Source organism: Actinomadura macrotermitis (assembly GCF_009604375.1).
Classification (GTDB): Bacteria; Actinomycetota; Actinomycetes; order Streptosporangiales; family Streptosporangiaceae; genus Spirillospora; species Spirillospora macrotermitis.
The window spans coordinates 752,886-768,502 of the sequence record NZ_WEGH01000002.1 but is presented as its reverse complement, the minus strand read 5'-3'; the positions used below and the strand labels follow the sequence as shown (position 1 = coordinate 768,502).

Here is a 15,617-nt window from a genome sequence, read left to right as displayed (position 1 = left end):
CGTCACTCCACGACGGTGACCTCGCCCGTTCCGCCGTCCACCCGCAGGCGCGTTCCGGTCTTCACCTCACGGGTGATGTTCTTGATCTGCACGACGGTCGGGATGCCCAGCTCGCGCGCGACGATCGCCAGGTGGGTGAGCGGGCTGCCGCGCTCGATGAGCAGCCCCGACAGCGACGGCAGGACGCCGACCCAGCCGGGGTCGGTCCGGTAGGTGACCAGCACGCCGCCCGTGACCTCGGTCGGCTCGGTGACCACCTGGGCGACGTCCTCCACGACGCCCGGCCCGCAGGGCGTCCCCTGGAACCGCGTGCGGCCCGAGGAGGTGTCGTCCGCGGCGGTGGACCAGCCGGCCCGGTCGAGGTTGCCGCGCCAGTACACCGGACCGCGGGTCACGAACCGCTCGGGCGGAGTGAGCTCGGCGTCCCTCGCCTCCTGCCGCTTGCGCAGCTCGACCAGGCCGGTCAGATCGCCGTGGCCCAGCGCGCCCTCGAAGCAGTCGCGGATCTCCTCCATGCGCAGGTAGAAGATGTCGTCCCGGTGTTCGAGCGCCCCCATCTCGGCCAGCGAGCGGCCCATGCCGCGGAACATGCGCCGGGCCAGCCCGAACGCGCGGGTGCGGCAGAAGCGGACGCGCTCGCGGGCGTCCAGCGACCCCCGCACCTTGCGGCGCACGACGCCGTAGAGCCGTCCGCGCGCCGGATCGAGGTGCTCGTTCAGGTATGCCTCGACGTCGTCGACACGCCCCGGCTCGGCGGGGACGGCCGTGGCGGCGAGCGCGCTGCGGAGCATTATGAAGAGCGACGCCGGGTTCTGCCGCAGGTCCGGCTCCTCCAGCTTGAGCTCGTTCAGGCTGCGGTACCCGTAGCGGTCGATGTACCGCCGCACCCGCCGCGCGAAGTCGTCGTGGCCATCGCGGTCCAGCGCCTCCAGGACCTCGTCCGCCGGCGTCGAGTCCAGCAGCTTCCCGAGGCCGGGGTCGGCGCGCACGGTGGCGGCGAGCTCGGTGAGCTCGTGCGCGGGCTCGGCGGACTCGACCCCGCCGCCCGGGTTGGCCACCTTCCAGTAGAACCAGCCGGGTGCGTCCGGCAGCCACCGGCGGGTCAGGCCGAACAGCGCGCCGTACGTCGTGAGGATCACGGCCTCCAGCCCGATCATCGGGGCCCACTTGGGCAGGAGCGTGCGGTCCAGGTCGACGAAACGGCGGTAGACCTCCTCGCCCGGCATCGCCTCGTAGTCGAGCTCGTCGAACCGGCGGAACTCCGTCCGGAAGTCGCGCAGGAAGCGCCGGACGTAGCGTTCGGTGGCCAGCAGATGCCAGGAGAAGACGGCCCCGGCACGGGCGCGGATCAGGGCGGACTCCAACTGGGAGTCGGTGGTGAACGGTTGCAGTGCCTCCACCGTGGCGTGCGGGATGGGCTCGCGTACCCCCATCGACAGCTCCATGACGCGCCGCTTCATCCGCGCGAACGGCAGCAGCCGCTGCATGCGGTACCAGGTGAGCAGGTTGTAGTAGACGCGGCCGTGGAAGTAGCCGAGCCTGCCGCGCTGCCAGTCGTCCATTTCCGCGAGCCGCCGCTCCGGGACGCCGAGCATGCGGCAGTACTCCTGGTGGCTGAGGTGGTAGACGTGCTGCGCGAAGCTGAACGTGAGCGGCTTGGTGATGCCGCCGAAGTTCTCCACGATGTTGGAGTTGTCCCAGATGAGGACGGGCTCGTCCGGGGGCGGGCCGAGTTCGGTGGTGATCGGCCTGCTCTGCAGGACCAGCAGCCGTCCCTCGCTGATGGCCCATTCGACGTCCTGGGGCGCGCCGAAGGCCTCCTCCAGCCGGGCGCCGAGCGCGGTGAGCTCGCCGATCTGCTCCGAGGTGAGGCAGCAGGCGCCGCGCTTGGCGGGATCGACCTCGCTGACCCGGTAGCCGAGCTCCTCGTCCGCGTCGTAGCGCTCGGCCTTGTCGCCGACGACCGTGCTCGTCACGGCCCCGGTCACGCGGTCGACCACGATGGTGTCGGCGTCCACCGTGCCGCTGACCAGCGCCTCCCCGAGGCCGTACACGGCGCTGACGATCAGCTCGCCGCGGTCGCCCGTGGTGGGGTTGGCGGTGAAGAGCACCCCGCTGGTGTCCGCGCGGACCATCCGCTGGACGATCACGGCCATCGGGGCGAGCCCGCCCGCCTCCGGGTGCTGGGCCCGGTAGGCCAGCGCCCGCGCCGAGTAGGCCGAGGCCCAGCAGCGCCGCACGTGCTCCGCGACCGCCTCCTCGCCGCGGACGTTGAGGAAGGTGGCGAACTGACCGGCGAACGAGAGGTCGGCGGAGTCCTCCTCGGCGGACGAGGACCGCACCGCGACCGCGCCCTGGCCGACCGTCCGGTACGCCTCGCCGACCATGCCCGCCACCTCGTCGCCGAGGTCCCCGCCGAGGAGCAGCTTCTCGGCGCGGGCGGCGACGGTCTCGGTGCCGAGCTCGCCGGTTCGCGCCACGAGGTCGGCGAGCTTGCCCGTGAGGTCGTTGTCGGCCAGGTACCGCTCGAACACGTCGGTGCCGACGACCGCCCAGGCGGGGACGCTCGCGCCCGTCCGGGCGAGTGCGTGCAGGCCGCGGGCCTTGCCGCCGCCCAGTGCGGCGAGTTCGGCCGCCGGCGAGTCCTGAGTGAGGACCTTCATGGTCGTCCTACCTTTCAGTACGGAGGTCGGCGGTCATCGCAGCGCGGTCCAGAGGCCTTCGGCGGCGACCGCGCCGACCAGTGCGACGACGATGGGGAGTCCCGCCCACCCAGGGGTGGCGTCCACGCCGCGGCGCGGCCACCGGCGGACGACGGCGGCGGCCAGAAGCGCGGGACCGGGCAGGCCGAGCAAGGGGAAGAGCGGGGACAGCCCGCCCAGCCGCCACACCGCCAGGACGCACGTGGCCAGCAGCGCCGCGAGGCCCAGCAGGACCAGGCGCAGGCCCGGATCGGACAGGTCGTAGGGCTGGTAGACGTCCTGCCCGGCCTTGCGGGAGAACTTCCAGAACTCGTAGCTCGCCCAGAACGCCCCGGTGATGCCCAGCGTCAGCGGTACGGACAGCGCGATACCGGACGCGTCGCTCCACGCGAGCGGGACGTACAGCAGCGCCAGCGCGGGGCCGCCCTCATAACACGGCAGCAGGAGCAGGCGGTTCTCGCGCAGCAGGTGCTTCAGCACGAACGGGGTGAGCAGCACCAGCGCGGACGTGGCCAGCACGACCCCGGCGGCACGCGGCCGGGTCACGTTGAGCAGGGCGGCCACGCCGATGACCGCGACGATCGCGCGGATCAGCGCGCCGCGCGCCCGCTCGCGCTCCGGCCCCGGAGGCCGATCGTGCGGCAGGTCGTTCAGGTCGTCGGCGAGCCGCATCAGCAGGAACAGCAGCACCAGGGTCACGGTCGAGACCGTGGTGGCCACCGCGGGAACGGACATCCGGGGCGCGCTCAGCGCGCACAGCAGCGTGGCGCTGAGCGCGCAGACCACGATCGCCAGGCCCAGCGACTGCGGCGGGAAGCGGGCGAGCAGGTACGAGGCCGCCGCCTGGGCGCGGCCCTCAGCGACCGGACGCGACACGGTCGTCGCCGGCGGCCGCCGATTCGGCCTCGGCCGCCACGTGGGGCTGCTGCCCGCCCGAGGCGATCAGGTCGCGGGCCTCCTCGATGGGCAGCGTCGCATCGAGGTGGGCACCGAGCCGCACCCAGTCGTAGCCGATCTCCAAGGTGTCGTGCCAGCCGTCCGCGGAGTCGAACGACAGCGGGAACGACCGGCTGTGCGCGGTGTTCAGGTGGGCACGGACGCGGTCGACGAGATCGGCGAGCTCGTCCTGGCGGGTCTCGGCGTGCTCGGGCCAGCTCGGATCGCCGATGAACAGGCGCTCCAGGCGCTCCATCCCGGCCACGAGCTCGGCGGGCGGCCCCGCCAGCTCGCGCACATGGTAGACGGCCTCCTCGACGGCCGGGTGCGGGAACGTCCCGTAGGCGTTGAGCAGCACGGCGGCGGTGTACCGCAGCATCCGGTGCGCCGACGACAGGGCGACCGGCCACTGCGCGTTCTTGATCGCGCCGAGCAGGTCCTCCCGGGCGTTCTCCACCTCGACGTTCGCCCACGCCTGCGCCATGCCCGCCGCGGCGAAACGCTCGGCGGTCAGGGGGGCCAGCCCGATCTGCGTGCCGGGGGGAAGGGCGAGGCCGTCGATCCCGAGCAGCGGCGACCGGACGACCGGCAGCGGAGCGGACACCGGCGCCGGGATGATCGAACCGTCCGGCCCGCCCCAGCACACCTGGATCAGGCCGAGGCGGTGGAACTCGGCGAGCAGCCCGCCTGCCCGCTCGCGGGGAAGCGGCGCGTCCGCCAGCAGCCGCGGGACCGGGTGGTGGAACGACAGGGACCGCCACATGCGCTCGGCCTCGTCCCCGAACGCGTACACCTGGCGACGGCGCCGGATCACATGGAGGCGGCTGCCTATCTGCCACGTGGTGACGTCCCGGCGGCGGCGCAGGTAGATCTGGCCGGGGTCGGCGCTGACGTCGGTGACACCGAGGTCGCCGAGCAGGTCGACGGCGGCCTTCACATAGTCGGCCGGGGACAGCGCCAGCGGCCCGGGAGTGGTCAGTGCGGTGTGCCGCTCCAGCATGCCGGGCGGTGGATCGGCGCGCTGGAACTGGGCGGTGGTCCACTTGATGCCCAGGTACGTCTCGCCGCGCCCGGCGGCCCAGTGCTTGGCGCCGTAGGTGAGCGAGGTGCGCGCCCACGGCATCGCCAGCTCGTCCCGGCCCAGCGCGGCGAGCGCGACGGCGCGGCGGGCGGCGCGCCGCGCGAACTGGCCGTACCAGCCGCGCACCATCGCGATGATCTCATCGTAGGGCATCAGCGCGCGGGTCGACTCGACCAGCGGCCGGTTCCGCAGCGGGACGGCCCGCGACAGCCGCTGGGCCCGGTTCAGCAGGTCCTCGAACTCGGTGGCCGACGGGCGGGCGCCGCGCCGCGTCATCGCGCGCAGCCGCTCGTTCTGCGCCTCGATCTGCGCGGCGGACCGGATCCGCACCTCGACGCGCCGGTCGTCGACGAACAGGACCGTCGGCATCGTGAGGTACTCCCGGGAGCCCGGCACGATGACCAGGAAGTCCACATCGGAGGTGGCGTTGCCGAAGCCCTCGGCGATGCTGCCCTCCAGCACGATCGCGGCGCTGTCCGGCACCGTGACGCGTTCAAGCGCGCTCTCCAGCAGCCGCCGGACCCGGTCTTCCCCCAGGAGGAGAGAGCGGTCCCATCCGCCGGCGGGGCCATGCTCGTCTGTGGGTTCGTCCACCGTCCGCCCCTTCGCTCGTGTGTCGGACGTCTTCCACCGGACCACGGGCGCGCACGGGCCGACATCCGGAAACACACGGAGATTTCTGGTCTGGCCGCAGGAGGCCGGACTACGGAGATGACGGGCCCGTGATGCCGTTCGCTGCGATGGGGCGGCGCTGGTTTGTTCCGTGTGTTTCCGGATGTGGCCTGCGGAGGGCCCCTGCTGTTCTGTCCTTCATGACCGCGCTTCAATCCCCCCGAGACCAGACGGCCGGAACCGCGCCGGCCGACCTCGCCTGCGGGTCGTGCGGCGCCGTCACTGAGTGGAGCTTCACCCACAAGTGCGGCGAGTGCGGCGGGCTGCTCGATTCGCGGTACGACCTCGGGGCCGTCACGTTCCCCGAGAGCGCCGACCCGGTCGAGCGCTACGGTGCGCTGCTGCCGATGCGCGAACCCGGGCGCCTCGTGCCCGGCATCTGCGTCACCACGCCCTGCTGGCGCGCCACCGGCCTCGGGGACCGGATCGGGGTGCCCGATCTGTGGCTCAAGGGCGAGTTCGCCCAGCCGACGGGCAGCACCAAGGACCGCATGGCCGCCGTCGTCGTTCCGATGCTGCGCGAGTTCGGCATCGAACGCTTCGTCACCAGCAGCACGGGCAACAGCTCGTCGGCCATGGCTCGCGCCCTCGGCCTCTACGACGGTGTGCGGGGCGACTTCTTCTGCGCGACCGACTTCGCCGGCCGCCACTCCCACTTCGACCACTCGCGTGCGCAACTGCACGTCGTCGAGGGTGACTTCGTCGCGGCGGAGAAGGCCGCCCGCGCTTACAGCTCCGCGCACGGCCTGGTCTGGGAGGGCGGATTCTTCAACTGGGGCCGCCGCGAGGGGCTCAAGACGGCGTACCTGGAGGCGTTCGACCAGATGGACCGGACGCCCGACATCGTGGTCCAGGCCGTCAGCAGCGGCATGGGGATGCTCGGCGCGCAGAAGGGCGTCGAGGAGTACCTGGCGCTGGGCAGGCTCACCCACCAGCCACGGCTGGTCATGGTGCAGCAGGAGACCTGCGCCCCGATGGCCCGGGGCTGGCAGAGCGGCAAGAAGAAACTGGGCGCCGAGGACATCATCGCCAAGCCGTCCGGGCTGGCCACGGCCATCCTCCGCGGCAACGGCACCGCCAGCTACCCCTACCTGTACCGCCTGGCCGAGCTGAGCGGCGGCGAGATCGCCATGGTCGCCACCGAGGAGCTCCGCCGGGCCCGCGAGCTGCTGCGCGAGACCGAGGGCGTGGACGCCTGCTACGCCTCCGCCGCCACGATCGCCGCGATCATCCGCGGCCGTGACGCCGGGCGGATCGGCCCGGAGGAGACCGTCCTCGCGAACCTCACCGGCAGCCAGCGCGAGGACGCCTGATGACGATGGCGCCCGTGGACACCGGCCGGCGGCTCGCCGCCGAGGTCCGTGGCGCCGCCCTGGAGATGATCGCGCAGGGCGGCTTTGGATTCGCCGGGTCGTGCATGTCGGTCGCCGACATCCTCGCCGCGCTCCACGTCTCCTGGGACCTGCCCCGGCCGGACCTGCGCGGGCGTGACATCGTCCTGCTCTCCAAGGGGCACGCCGCCCCGGCCCTCTATGCGCTGGCGTACGGCTGGGACTGGCGGGAGCACGGCCGTTACGCCGCTCTGGGGTCCCCTCTCCAGGGGCATCCGAACAGGCTGCGCTGGCCTGCGACCCCGAGCACCACCGGCTCGCTCGGCCTTGGCCTGGCGCATGCGCTCGGTGTGCACCTGGCCCGGGGGAGCGGACGGCTGGCCCTGGTCACCGGTGACGGGGAACTGCAGACCGGGCTGGCCTGGGAAGCGCTGATGTTCGCGTCCCGCCGCCGCACGCGGGGCGTCGTCGTGATCGTCGATGCGAACGGCGAGCAGTCGTTCGGCGCCGTGCTCGCCGCGTCCCGGCTCGCCGCCCAGCTGGCGGCGGTGGCCGACCGCTTCGTCGAGGTGGACGGCCACGACCTGCTCGTGCTCACCCGCGTCCTTCGCGAGTGCGCGCCCGAGGACTTGCTCACCGTCGTGTTCGCCCGTACCAGCCGTGCGGCCGGGGCACCCGAGCTCGGTCTGGGGCACGGCCGTCCCATGAGCTACCTGCCGGAACCGGCCGCGGTCGGAACGGCCGTCGCCCGGCTGCGCGCGGAGAGCCTGCCATGACCGCCCCGACGCAGCTGGAGGAGTTCCTCGGCCTGCTGTGCGAGGAACTCGTGTGCGACGATTCCCGCCGCCCGTGCTTCGTCACCTGCGACTCGGCTTCGACGTTCCGGCTCCCCGCCCTGCTCGAACGGCACGGCCTCCCGCACATCGACGTGGGGATCAGCGAGGCCCTCGGGCTGGGCCTTGCGGCAGGGCTCGCCGCCGAGGGCCGGACCGCCTTCGTCGCGGCGTTCGCCGCCTTCGGCACCCTGCGCGGTGCGGAGCCGCTCCGCACCCTGATCGACGGTGAGAAGGCCGACGTCGTGCTGCTCGGCGGAATGGCCGGTCTGTCGGCCGGCCCGGACGGTGTCAGCCACCATGCGCTGGAGGATCTGGCCTTCTTCCGGCCACTGGATTCCACTCGCGTGTACACCCCGTCCGACGCCGCCGCGTGCCGCTGGGTGGTCGCCGACCTCCTCTCCCAGCCCGGCCCCGCCTACGTGCGGCTCGCCCGCGTGCCTGTGCCCTCATGGCCGGGGCAGGACACCGATGGGCCCCTGCGCTGGCTCACGCCACGCACGAACGGCCCTGTGGTGTGCGGATACGGCCCCAGCCTCCTGGCGGCTGCGGGTGCCTTCGGGGAAGCCGGGCTGGGCGTGGGCGTTCTGGAGTTCCGGCGATGCCAGCCCCTTGACGCGTCCGCCCTGCGGGGCGCCTTGGGGGGCACGGACCAGATCGTCGTCCTTGAGGAACATCGCGCCGGAGGCGGCCTCGCCGACCGGCTCCGCGAGGCCCTCGGGGACGTCCCGGTCCACGAGATGGCGGTCGCTGCGAGCCCCGGCAGCGGCACGTACATGGACCTGCTCAACGAGTGCGGGCTGGCCGGACCGCGAGCGGTGGAACGCGTTCGGAGCGTACTGCGACCGGATTCGGCAGTGTGACGGTGCGAGTGCGTTGCCTCATCGACCTGGACGACACGCTCCTGGACTACCGGTACGAGGAACAGGCGGCAGCGGCGGCCCTGCGCGACCTGCTCCCTCCGGGCGCCGACGCCTCCCGCTGGTCCGCCGCCTACCGCCAGGCCAAGGACCGGGCCCGCCTGCTCAGACCGGTCGCGGACGAGGAGCAGTACCGGACCAGGCTCACCCTTGCCTTCACCACTGTCGGTCACCGGCCCGACGACCGTTTCCTCGACCGCGCGGTGGACCGCTACTGGGAGACCCGCTATGACTCTGTACGGCTCCTGCCCCAGGCCACCGACGTTCTTTCCTTTCTCGCCGGACGGTACGAGGGGCCTGTGCTGTGCACGCACGGGATCGGGGCACGGCAGCGCGCACGGCTGGACCGCGCGGGAATCGCCGGGGCGTTCACCGCCGTGCTGATCTCCGGCGAGGTCGGCGCCACCAAGGCCGACTGGCCGAGGTTCCTCGGCCGCCTGTACGAACCGGGCGCCCCCTACCTGGTCATCTCCGACCGCGTCGATCCCGACCTCAGCGCCGCGGCCCGGCTCGGAATGGACACCGTCCTCGTCGGCGGCCACGACCCCGCGGAATCCGCCCCGCCCGGCCTGCGCCGTGTCCCCGCGCTCGCCGGACTGCTCGACGTCCTCCAAGGAGCGAACCCATGACGCCGCACCTCACGTCCGACCTGCTGGCCACGGCCCCGCTCGCGACGCTCGCCGAGCGGCTGGGCGGAGCCCCCCACACCGCACGCCTCACGTACGCGGGGGAGACGCTCGACGTCGCCACCAACGTCCCGGCCGTGCTCACGTGGGCCCGCCGCTACCTCGAGCCCATCGTCACGGTGGCGGAGGGGGCGGCCACCACCACGGCCTACTGGTCGTTCATCGTCCCCGACACCACGGGGTTCGCGGCCGCCGTCGCCGCCGAGGCGGGCACGCCGCTGCCCGTCCATCTGCGCCGCACCGCCACCGTCCACCCGCTGGGCGCCGGGAGGCTGGCCGTCGTCGACCCCGACGGCCCCTCGGTCTACCTGGTGGACCGCGAGTCGCGCTCGGTGCTGAACGTCACGACCGAGCGGGCCAACGACATCCGGGACCTGGCCAGGCAGGCACGGGAACTGCTGCTCACGGCGATGCTCGCGCGGGGCTACATCACGCTGCACGCCGCGGCGGTCGCGCATGACGGCGAGGCCGTGCTGTTCGCCGGGAACAAGGGTGCCGGGAAGACGACCCTCAGCCTGAAGCAACTGGAGGCGCCGCGCGCGGAGTACCTCGGCAATGACCGGGTCCTGGTCGGCCCCGGGCCGGACGGCGGCCTCGACGTCCTTCCGTACGCCATGTCGGCGCGCATCGGGGGCGGCACCCTCCAGCACCACCCGGTGCTCCGCAGCCACCTGCACGCGTTCGACCACTTCCACGCCGCGATCCTGCCGCTGGAAGACCAGTTCATCCACCAGGACAAGCTCGAACTCAGCCCAGGTGAGCTCACCCGGATCCTCGGGGTGCCGTTCTGCCCCACGGCGCGGCTCCAGGCGGTTGTCTGGCCCTCCCTCCAGACGGGCAAGGCGGGCGGCGGGCCGGCCGAGACGTCGGTGCCCACCGAGGACAAGATCTGCGCCTACCTGGAGGAGGTCGCCCTGGTCCCCGACCCCGACGGCTCGGGCTGGCTGCGCGAGCTGCTCGGCGGGATCAACCACCGGACCGAAGAGATGGTCCGCACGATCAGGCAGACGGCCGCCGCTCCGCAACTGGCCGTCACCGGGACCGCCGACGCCATGTCCGACCTGGTGACCCGGCGCTACTGGCCGGACGCCCCGCCCTCGCCCGACCCGCGGACGTGGGCCCGGCCCGTATTGGACGCCGACCTCGTGTGCGTCATGCACCATGTCCGCGAGGACCGCGGTCTCACGCTCGCCCGGTGGAACACCAGGGCCGTGGCCGCCGGGCAGGTCCACGAGCTGCTCGTCTGCGACGCCGACGAGCTGGCGACGGGCAGCGCCGACCACGTCCGCTATCTGGGCTTCGCCAGGTTCGACGCCGGGATCCTCGCAGTCGGGGACGAGCTGCGCGTCGGCGACGAGACCATCGGCGTCCTCGCCGGATTCGACGACGCCCACCTGCCCGACCACATGAACGTGGTGTTCACCTCGCCGGTGCTGAAGACAGGTGCGGAGCGCGGGCTGGCACCCGGCGACACCGTTCGGATCGTGCCCCCGACCGGCGCATGAGCGCCCCCGTCCTGCCCGTGGCGCTGGTCGGCCCCGGCTGGAGCGGCCGCCGGCTGCTGCGCGCGCTCACCCGGCTGCCGGGCTACCGCGTCGAGGCGGTGGTCGGGCGCGGTCCCGGTGAACTGAGCCTCTCCGGATGCACCTACGAGGTGCTGGCCCGCGACGCCTACCCCGAGGTCCTGGCACGGCCCGGCCTGAGCGCCGTGCTGATCTGCACGCCACCGGCCGCACAGGTCGCGCTCGCCGAGGCGGCCCTGCTCGCCGGACACCACGTCCTCGTCGAGAAGCCCGTGGGCCTGGACCCGGCCGGAGCCGCCGCGCTCGTCAAGGCCGCCCGCGACCGGGGACTCGTCCTCGCGGTTCCTTACCACTGGCTCTACAACCCGCTCATCGAACGCGCCGCCGAGGCCATCGCCGGCGGTGCCATCGGCCGGCCCGTCCACGCGACCTTCCGCATGTTCGTCCCACGGACCCGCCCGGCGCCCGCCTGGCTCCGCTCGCCCGAGACCAGCGGAGGGCCGTTCGTCGAGACGCTCGTGCACGGCTTCCACCTGATGGAGACCCTGCTCGGGCCCGCCGAGACCGTGCTGTCGGCCGCCGAGTACCGCGACGGCGAGGCGGTCGTCGGAGGGACCGCCACGCTTCGCCACACCGGAGGCTGCGTCACCGTCCTGGAGACCACCTGGCTGGGAACCAACGCCATGAGGTCCGGCTTCTTCGACGTCGCCGGGACCGAGGGCTCGGTCTCCTTCGACCGTGGCCTCGACGACCGGCGGCGGCACACCCTGCGCGTCCAGAGCAGCGCCGGGAACACCGTGCACCGAGGCGACGACGACGACGCGGGCTTCGCCGGGCTGCTGACGCGGTTCCGGGACGCCTGCCTGGCGGGCGAGGCCGCCACCCTGCCCGGCGACCACGGATCCGTCGTCCGGGCGCTGACCTTCGCGCTGGCCGCCCGGCGGCTGGCCGGTTCCGCCGATCCCGAAGGCGAGGAAGCCTTGCGATGAACCAGCCGACCCTGTCCACCGAGACGACGCCACGGGCCTGCCACGAACGGCTGCTGGTCCTGGACCACCACCCCTGGTACGAGGCGCCACCGCGTTATGAGGACCGCGTCCGCGGCTTGCTGGGCGGCTGGTATCCCCACGTGCTCGGCCACACCGAGCTGGCCGGGCTCACCGCCGAGACGCTCGCTCCGGTCATCCGGCCAGGCGACGTCGTGGTCGCCCCCTTGATGAGCGGCGCCCTTCTGCTGCCGGTCCTCCGCCGGCTGTGCGACGAGGCCGGGGCCCATCTCCTGTTGCTGCCGATGTCCAAGCACCCGTTCGTGACGTTGAGCGCCGACCCGCCCGAGGCGCTCCAGGCCGCCTGCACCGACTACGCGCGTTCCTCCGCCGGCCTGAGCGACCTCCCCGCCGTACTGCGCCGCCTCACCGGCCGTTCCACTCGCGTGATCTTCGCCGACAGCAACTCCGCCACCGGACGCGACGCGCTGCTGTTCCGCGAGCTCTGCACGGACTGGCTCGGCCGCGCCCCCGACTACGCCTTCGCCGTGCTGGTCAACGAGATCGGCGTGGACGAGGACACCGCGCCGGGATGGCGGTCAGGACGGAAGGCCCTGCGGCCCGACCGGAGCGGGATCGTCCTCTCCGGCAGCACCACGCGGTATCTCTCCCACCTGCGCTTCCTCACCCGGACCTGGGAGGAGCAGGTGGACACCGCGCGCGCCGTCCGTGCCGCTCATCCGGAGCTCACCGCCTACTGGGACACGATCTCCGAGCAGCTGCGCTACATCCACGGGCACCGTGCGTCCACCCTGGCCATCCACCGCGAGCGCCTGCACGTACGGACGGCCCAGGACGAGGACGAGGCGACCACCGCCGCCGTGCACGCGGCCCTGACCGGTCTCGACGCCGCCGCGCCCCTCCGGCCCCGCGACCCCGGCGAGCGCGGCCCCCTCCTGCGGCACTGGACCACGGCTCTGGCGGGAGACGTCGTCTGATGCCCGCCACCGTCGTGCTGGACGCCGGGCTCGGCGACAGCGGCAAGGGCAAGATCGCCGCGTTCCTCGCCCTCAGCCGGGGCGTCCGCCACGTCGTGGACGGCGGGACGGGCCCGAGCGCCGGGCATGTCCTCCCGCTGCCGGACGGGCCGGCCCACACCGTCAGCCAGGTGCCGGTCGGCTTCGCCGTCCCGGACGCCCGCCTCTACATCGGCCCGGGCACGCTGGTGAGCGAGCGCGTCCTGCGCGCCGAGCTCGCCGGGCTCGCCGCCCACGACGCCGCCTCCCGCCTGCTCGTGGACCGCCGCTGCGGCCTCATCCCGGACGACGCCCACGCCCGCGAGCGCGAGCAGGGACTGCACGACCTGGGGCTCTCCTGGGAGGCCGGGACCACCGCCGCCCGGGTGGACTATCTCTGGCGCAGGGCCCGGCTCTACGGCGAGCTCGTCGACCCGCCCTGCCCCTCGGGGGACGTCGTGGCCGCCCTCAACGCCGTCGCCGTCGATGAGGACGTGCTGGTCCTCGGCGCCCATGGTGCCGACTACAGCCTCTACACCGGGTCGCACTACCCGATCACGACCTCGGACAACTGCTCCGCCGCCGCGACGCTGAGCCGGACCGGCCTCGCGTGGCGTTACCTGCGCGAGGTCGTCGCCGTCGTCAACATGACGCCCACCGTCACCTCGCCCGTGCCGCTCGCGCACGAGCTGACGCTCACGGAGATCCGCCGTAGGGGACTGGAGAGCCACGGCGCCGTCTCCGGTGTACGCCGTCGCGTCGCCGCCCGGCCGGACCTCGACATGCTGCGGCGGTTCGTCCGCACCGAACGGCCCAGCTCGCTCGCGCTCGGCAGGGCCGACCTCTACGACCCGGACTGCGCGGGCGCGCGCGACACGGCCGGGCTCACCGCGGGCATCCGCTCCTGGATCGACCAGGCCGAGGACGACCTCGGCGTCCCGGTGAGCCTGGTCTCCACCGGCCCCGCCGTCGGCGACATCGTGCGGCTCGGCGAGCCGGTCCTCGCGCCCGAACCCCCGGCATCCCACCGCCGACCGGAAGGCAGACCATGACCCGCGCACGTTACGGAGTGGACAGCCCGTTCATCGTCATCGCGCACTACGCGGTCGGGACGACCGCGCTCGCCGGGGGAGCGGTGTGGCTCGCCATGGCCGGCGGCGTGGTCTGGCGGGTCCTGGCGGTCCTGCTGGTGCTGTTCGCCGTCGTGACGCTCGCCGAGTGCACCGGCATCGTCATCAGCGGACGGTACGGGAAGCGGCGGCTGTGGCGCGGCCTGATCGAGGACCTGGCGCTGCGCGGCGACGAGCAGATCCTCGACGTCGGGACGGGCTCGGGGCAGCAGCTCGCCGCCGTCGCCCGGCACCTCACCTCGGGAGGCCACGCCACCGGCGTCGACATCTGGCGGGCCTGGGACCACTCCGGCAACTCACGCGAGCGAGCCCTGGCCAACATGCGGGCGGAGGGGGTCGCGGACCGGACGACGCTCACGCACGGCGACATGCGCGACCTGCCGTTCTCCGACGGCCGGTTCGACATCGTCATCTCGACCCTCGTCGTGCACAACCTGCCCGATCCGGCCGACCGCGCCACGGCACTGCGCGAGATGGTCCGGGTGCTGCGGCCCGGCGGACGGCTCATGCTCGTCGACTTCTGGCGGACCCACACCTACCTCGAGCCCCTGCGCGCGGCGGGATGCCTCGACGTCGAGGTCTCCGGCCTGCGCTACCTCCCGTTTCCGCACGTCCGGGTGCTCACCGCGCGCCGCGCACCCGTCCTGGACGGCGCACCGCCGGCCGCCCCGGCACGCCATAGCGAGCGAAATGCAGCCGATCCATCCTGACCCGCAGCCAGTGCACCCAGCGGCCCGAGGCCAGGAGCCGCTGGTTCACGATCAGCAGCGCAGACCCCGCCAGGTCCGGCACCGACGTGCGCGCAAGGCGCCGTCCGATCGCCGGATCGAACGGCTGGAGGTCTCCGCCCCGCAGGGCCGCCACCACGTTGTCGGCGGCCCTTTCCGCCTGGCTGACGCTGAGCAGCCAGCTGCGCCGCCACTTCTGCCCGGGCACCGTGATCGTGTCCCCCGCCCCGAAGAGGCACTCGTGCCGGGGGCTGCGGAACGTGTCGTCGACCACGAGGAACCCCGCGGGGTCCAGCGTCTCGTCCGGCAGTCCCGTGTCCGGGGCGGCCAGCGGGCCCACGACCGCGATCTGGTCCGCGGGGAGGAAGTCGCCCTCGGTCAGCCATACCCCGGTCGCGTCGATCTGTTTCACCGTTCCGGGACGGTAGCCGCCCCGCCACTTCGCGAGCTTGGCCGCGAACACCCGGGTGGCGCGGGCACCGAGGTAGGAGCTCATGGCCGTCTCGTCGCCGACGACGGTGACCCGAAGCTCCTTCCCGGCCCGCACGGCCCCTTCGGCGATCCACGCGGCATACTCCACGCCCGGCCCGACGCGCTCGCCGGTGAGGATGAGCACGAGGTCGCGGCGGCCGTCCGCCAGGCGCGCGGCGAGCGTCTCGGCGTCGGACGGGTCGCAGGGGAACAGCGCGTGCTCACGCGCGCCGGGCACCGCGTCCCGGTCGGCCGGAGCGCCCGTGGCGACCACCACGGCGCGGAACTCCACGTCCTCGCCCGCGATCCGCGCCGTCCGGGCCGCGACGTCGACCGCCTCCACCTTCCCGTTCCGGAAGGTGAACCCGTGCTCGCGCGCGAAGTCGGCGAGCCCGACGCGCAGCGACGCCGCCGGTACGCGCTCCCAGGGGAGGAACACCAGCCAGGGCCGGTACACGTGATCGGGACTCGCGTCCGCCACGGTCACCGCGAGTTCCGGCGCGTGGCGCCGGAGCCTGGCCGCGGCCGCCAGCCCGGCCGCCCCGCCGCCGATGACGAGCACATCGCACCGCATCAGATCACCCCTTTCCGGAACGGTTATC

General features: G+C 73.3%; 13 protein-coding genes. 9 read left to right on the top strand and 4 right to left on the bottom strand.

Features of this window, described 5'->3' with window-relative positions; all coding sequences use genetic code 11:
* Positions 1-2 precede the first annotated feature (2 nt).
* From ACRB68_RS15450 to ACRB68_RS15440, 3 genes are read right to left on the bottom strand one after another with little or no spacing between them, the layout of a single operon-like run.
* Positions 3-2,663, bottom strand: a complete 2,661-nt coding sequence (locus ACRB68_RS15450; protein ID WP_153533163.1) for a phosphoenolpyruvate synthase — start codon at positions 2,661-2,663, stop codon at positions 3-5.
* A gap of 33 nt (positions 2,664-2,696) precedes the next feature.
* Positions 2,697-3,578, bottom strand: a complete 882-nt coding sequence (locus ACRB68_RS15445) for a hypothetical protein (protein WP_153533162.1) — start codon at positions 3,576-3,578, stop codon at positions 2,697-2,699.
* Complete coding sequence (locus ACRB68_RS15440; RefSeq protein WP_153533161.1) at positions 3,559-5,313, bottom strand: nucleotidyltransferase domain-containing protein; 1,755 nt, start codon at positions 5,311-5,313, stop codon at positions 3,559-3,561. Before ACRB68_RS15440 ends, ACRB68_RS15445 begins: the two co-directional genes overlap by 20 nt.
* A gap of 218 nt (positions 5,314-5,531) precedes the next feature.
* Between ACRB68_RS15440 and ACRB68_RS15435 the strand changes: the two genes are divergently transcribed.
* The 9 genes from ACRB68_RS15435 to ACRB68_RS15400 are packed head-to-tail and all read left to right on the top strand — an operon-like array spanning position 5,532 to position 14,526.
* The gene (locus tag ACRB68_RS15435) at positions 5,532-6,704 is read left to right on the top strand and encodes a threonine synthase (RefSeq protein WP_153533160.1); all 1,173 of its coding nucleotides are present in this window, start codon (positions 5,532-5,534) and stop codon (positions 6,702-6,704) included.
* Positions 6,704-7,498 (top strand): 1-deoxy-D-xylulose-5-phosphate synthase N-terminal domain-containing protein, encoded by a 795-nt coding sequence (locus ACRB68_RS15430; RefSeq protein ID WP_153533159.1) that lies wholly within the window; start codon positions 6,704-6,706, stop codon positions 7,496-7,498. The genes ACRB68_RS15435 and ACRB68_RS15430 overlap by 1 nt, the downstream gene beginning before the upstream one ends.
* Entirely contained in the window at positions 7,495-8,418 is a 924-nt protein-coding gene (locus tag ACRB68_RS15425) for a transketolase C-terminal domain-containing protein (RefSeq protein ID WP_153533158.1), read from the top strand. The genes ACRB68_RS15430 and ACRB68_RS15425 overlap by 4 nt, the downstream gene beginning before the upstream one ends.
* 2 nt (positions 8,419-8,420) lie before the next feature.
* Positions 8,421-9,104 carry an HAD family hydrolase gene (locus ACRB68_RS15420; protein WP_153533157.1) on the top strand — a complete coding sequence of 228 codons (684 nt, stop codon included), beginning with the start codon at positions 8,421-8,423 and terminating at the stop codon, positions 9,102-9,104.
* Positions 9,101-10,666, top strand: a complete 1,566-nt coding sequence (locus tag ACRB68_RS41265; protein ID WP_153533156.1) for a DUF6917 domain-containing protein — start codon at positions 9,101-9,103, stop codon at positions 10,664-10,666. Before ACRB68_RS15420 ends, ACRB68_RS41265 begins: the two co-directional genes overlap by 4 nt.
* Complete coding sequence (locus ACRB68_RS15410; RefSeq protein ID WP_153533155.1) at positions 10,663-11,673, top strand: Gfo/Idh/MocA family protein; 1,011 nt, start codon at positions 10,663-10,665, stop codon at positions 11,671-11,673. Before ACRB68_RS41265 ends, ACRB68_RS15410 begins: the two co-directional genes overlap by 4 nt.
* The gene (locus ACRB68_RS40180; RefSeq protein WP_194293323.1) at positions 11,670-12,668 is read left to right on the top strand and encodes a hypothetical protein; all 999 of its coding nucleotides are present in this window, start codon (positions 11,670-11,672) and stop codon (positions 12,666-12,668) included. The genes ACRB68_RS15410 and ACRB68_RS40180 overlap by 4 nt, the downstream gene beginning before the upstream one ends.
* The gene (locus tag ACRB68_RS15405) at positions 12,668-13,738 is read left to right on the top strand and encodes an adenylosuccinate synthetase (protein WP_194293322.1); all 1,071 of its coding nucleotides are present in this window, start codon (positions 12,668-12,670) and stop codon (positions 13,736-13,738) included. Before ACRB68_RS40180 ends, ACRB68_RS15405 begins: the two co-directional genes overlap by 1 nt.
* Positions 13,735-14,526 carry a class I SAM-dependent methyltransferase gene (locus ACRB68_RS15400; RefSeq protein ID WP_153533153.1) on the top strand — a complete coding sequence of 264 codons (792 nt, stop codon included), beginning with the start codon at positions 13,735-13,737 and terminating at the stop codon, positions 14,524-14,526. Before ACRB68_RS15405 ends, ACRB68_RS15400 begins: the two co-directional genes overlap by 4 nt.
* Here ACRB68_RS15400 and ACRB68_RS15395 read toward each other — a convergent pair.
* Positions 14,438-15,589 (bottom strand): NAD(P)/FAD-dependent oxidoreductase, encoded by a 1,152-nt coding sequence (locus tag ACRB68_RS15395; RefSeq protein WP_153533152.1) that lies wholly within the window; start codon positions 15,587-15,589, stop codon positions 14,438-14,440. The genes ACRB68_RS15400 and ACRB68_RS15395 overlap by 89 nt on opposite strands.
* Positions 15,590-15,617: the final 28 nt, after the last annotated feature.

Bases quoted from the DNA above. Each gene is read 5' to 3' on its own strand.
- ACRB68_RS15450 (WP_153533163.1), bottom strand. From the start codon at position 2,663: ATGAAGGTCCTCACTCAGGACTCGCCGGCGGCCGAACTCGCCGCACTG.
- ACRB68_RS15435 (WP_153533160.1), top strand. From the start codon at position 5,532: ATGACCGCGCTTCAATCCCCCCGAGACCAGACGGCCGGAACCGCGCCG.
- ACRB68_RS15430 (WP_153533159.1), top strand. From the start codon at position 6,704: ATGACGATGGCGCCCGTGGACACCGGCCGGCGGCTCGCCGCCGAGGTC.
- ACRB68_RS15425 (WP_153533158.1), top strand. From the start codon at position 7,495: ATGACCGCCCCGACGCAGCTGGAGGAGTTCCTCGGCCTGCTGTGCGAG.
- ACRB68_RS41265 (WP_153533156.1), top strand. From the start codon at position 9,101: ATGACGCCGCACCTCACGTCCGACCTGCTGGCCACGGCCCCGCTCGCG.
- ACRB68_RS15410 (WP_153533155.1), top strand. From the start codon at position 10,663: ATGAGCGCCCCCGTCCTGCCCGTGGCGCTGGTCGGCCCCGGCTGGAGC.
- ACRB68_RS40180 (WP_194293323.1), top strand. From the start codon at position 11,670: ATGAACCAGCCGACCCTGTCCACCGAGACGACGCCACGGGCCTGCCAC.
- ACRB68_RS15405 (WP_194293322.1), top strand. From the start codon at position 12,668: ATGCCCGCCACCGTCGTGCTGGACGCCGGGCTCGGCGACAGCGGCAAG.
- ACRB68_RS15400 (WP_153533153.1), top strand. From the start codon at position 13,735: ATGACCCGCGCACGTTACGGAGTGGACAGCCCGTTCATCGTCATCGCG.
- ACRB68_RS15395 (WP_153533152.1), bottom strand. From the start codon at position 15,589: ATGCGGTGCGATGTGCTCGTCATCGGCGGCGGGGCGGCCGGGCTGGCG.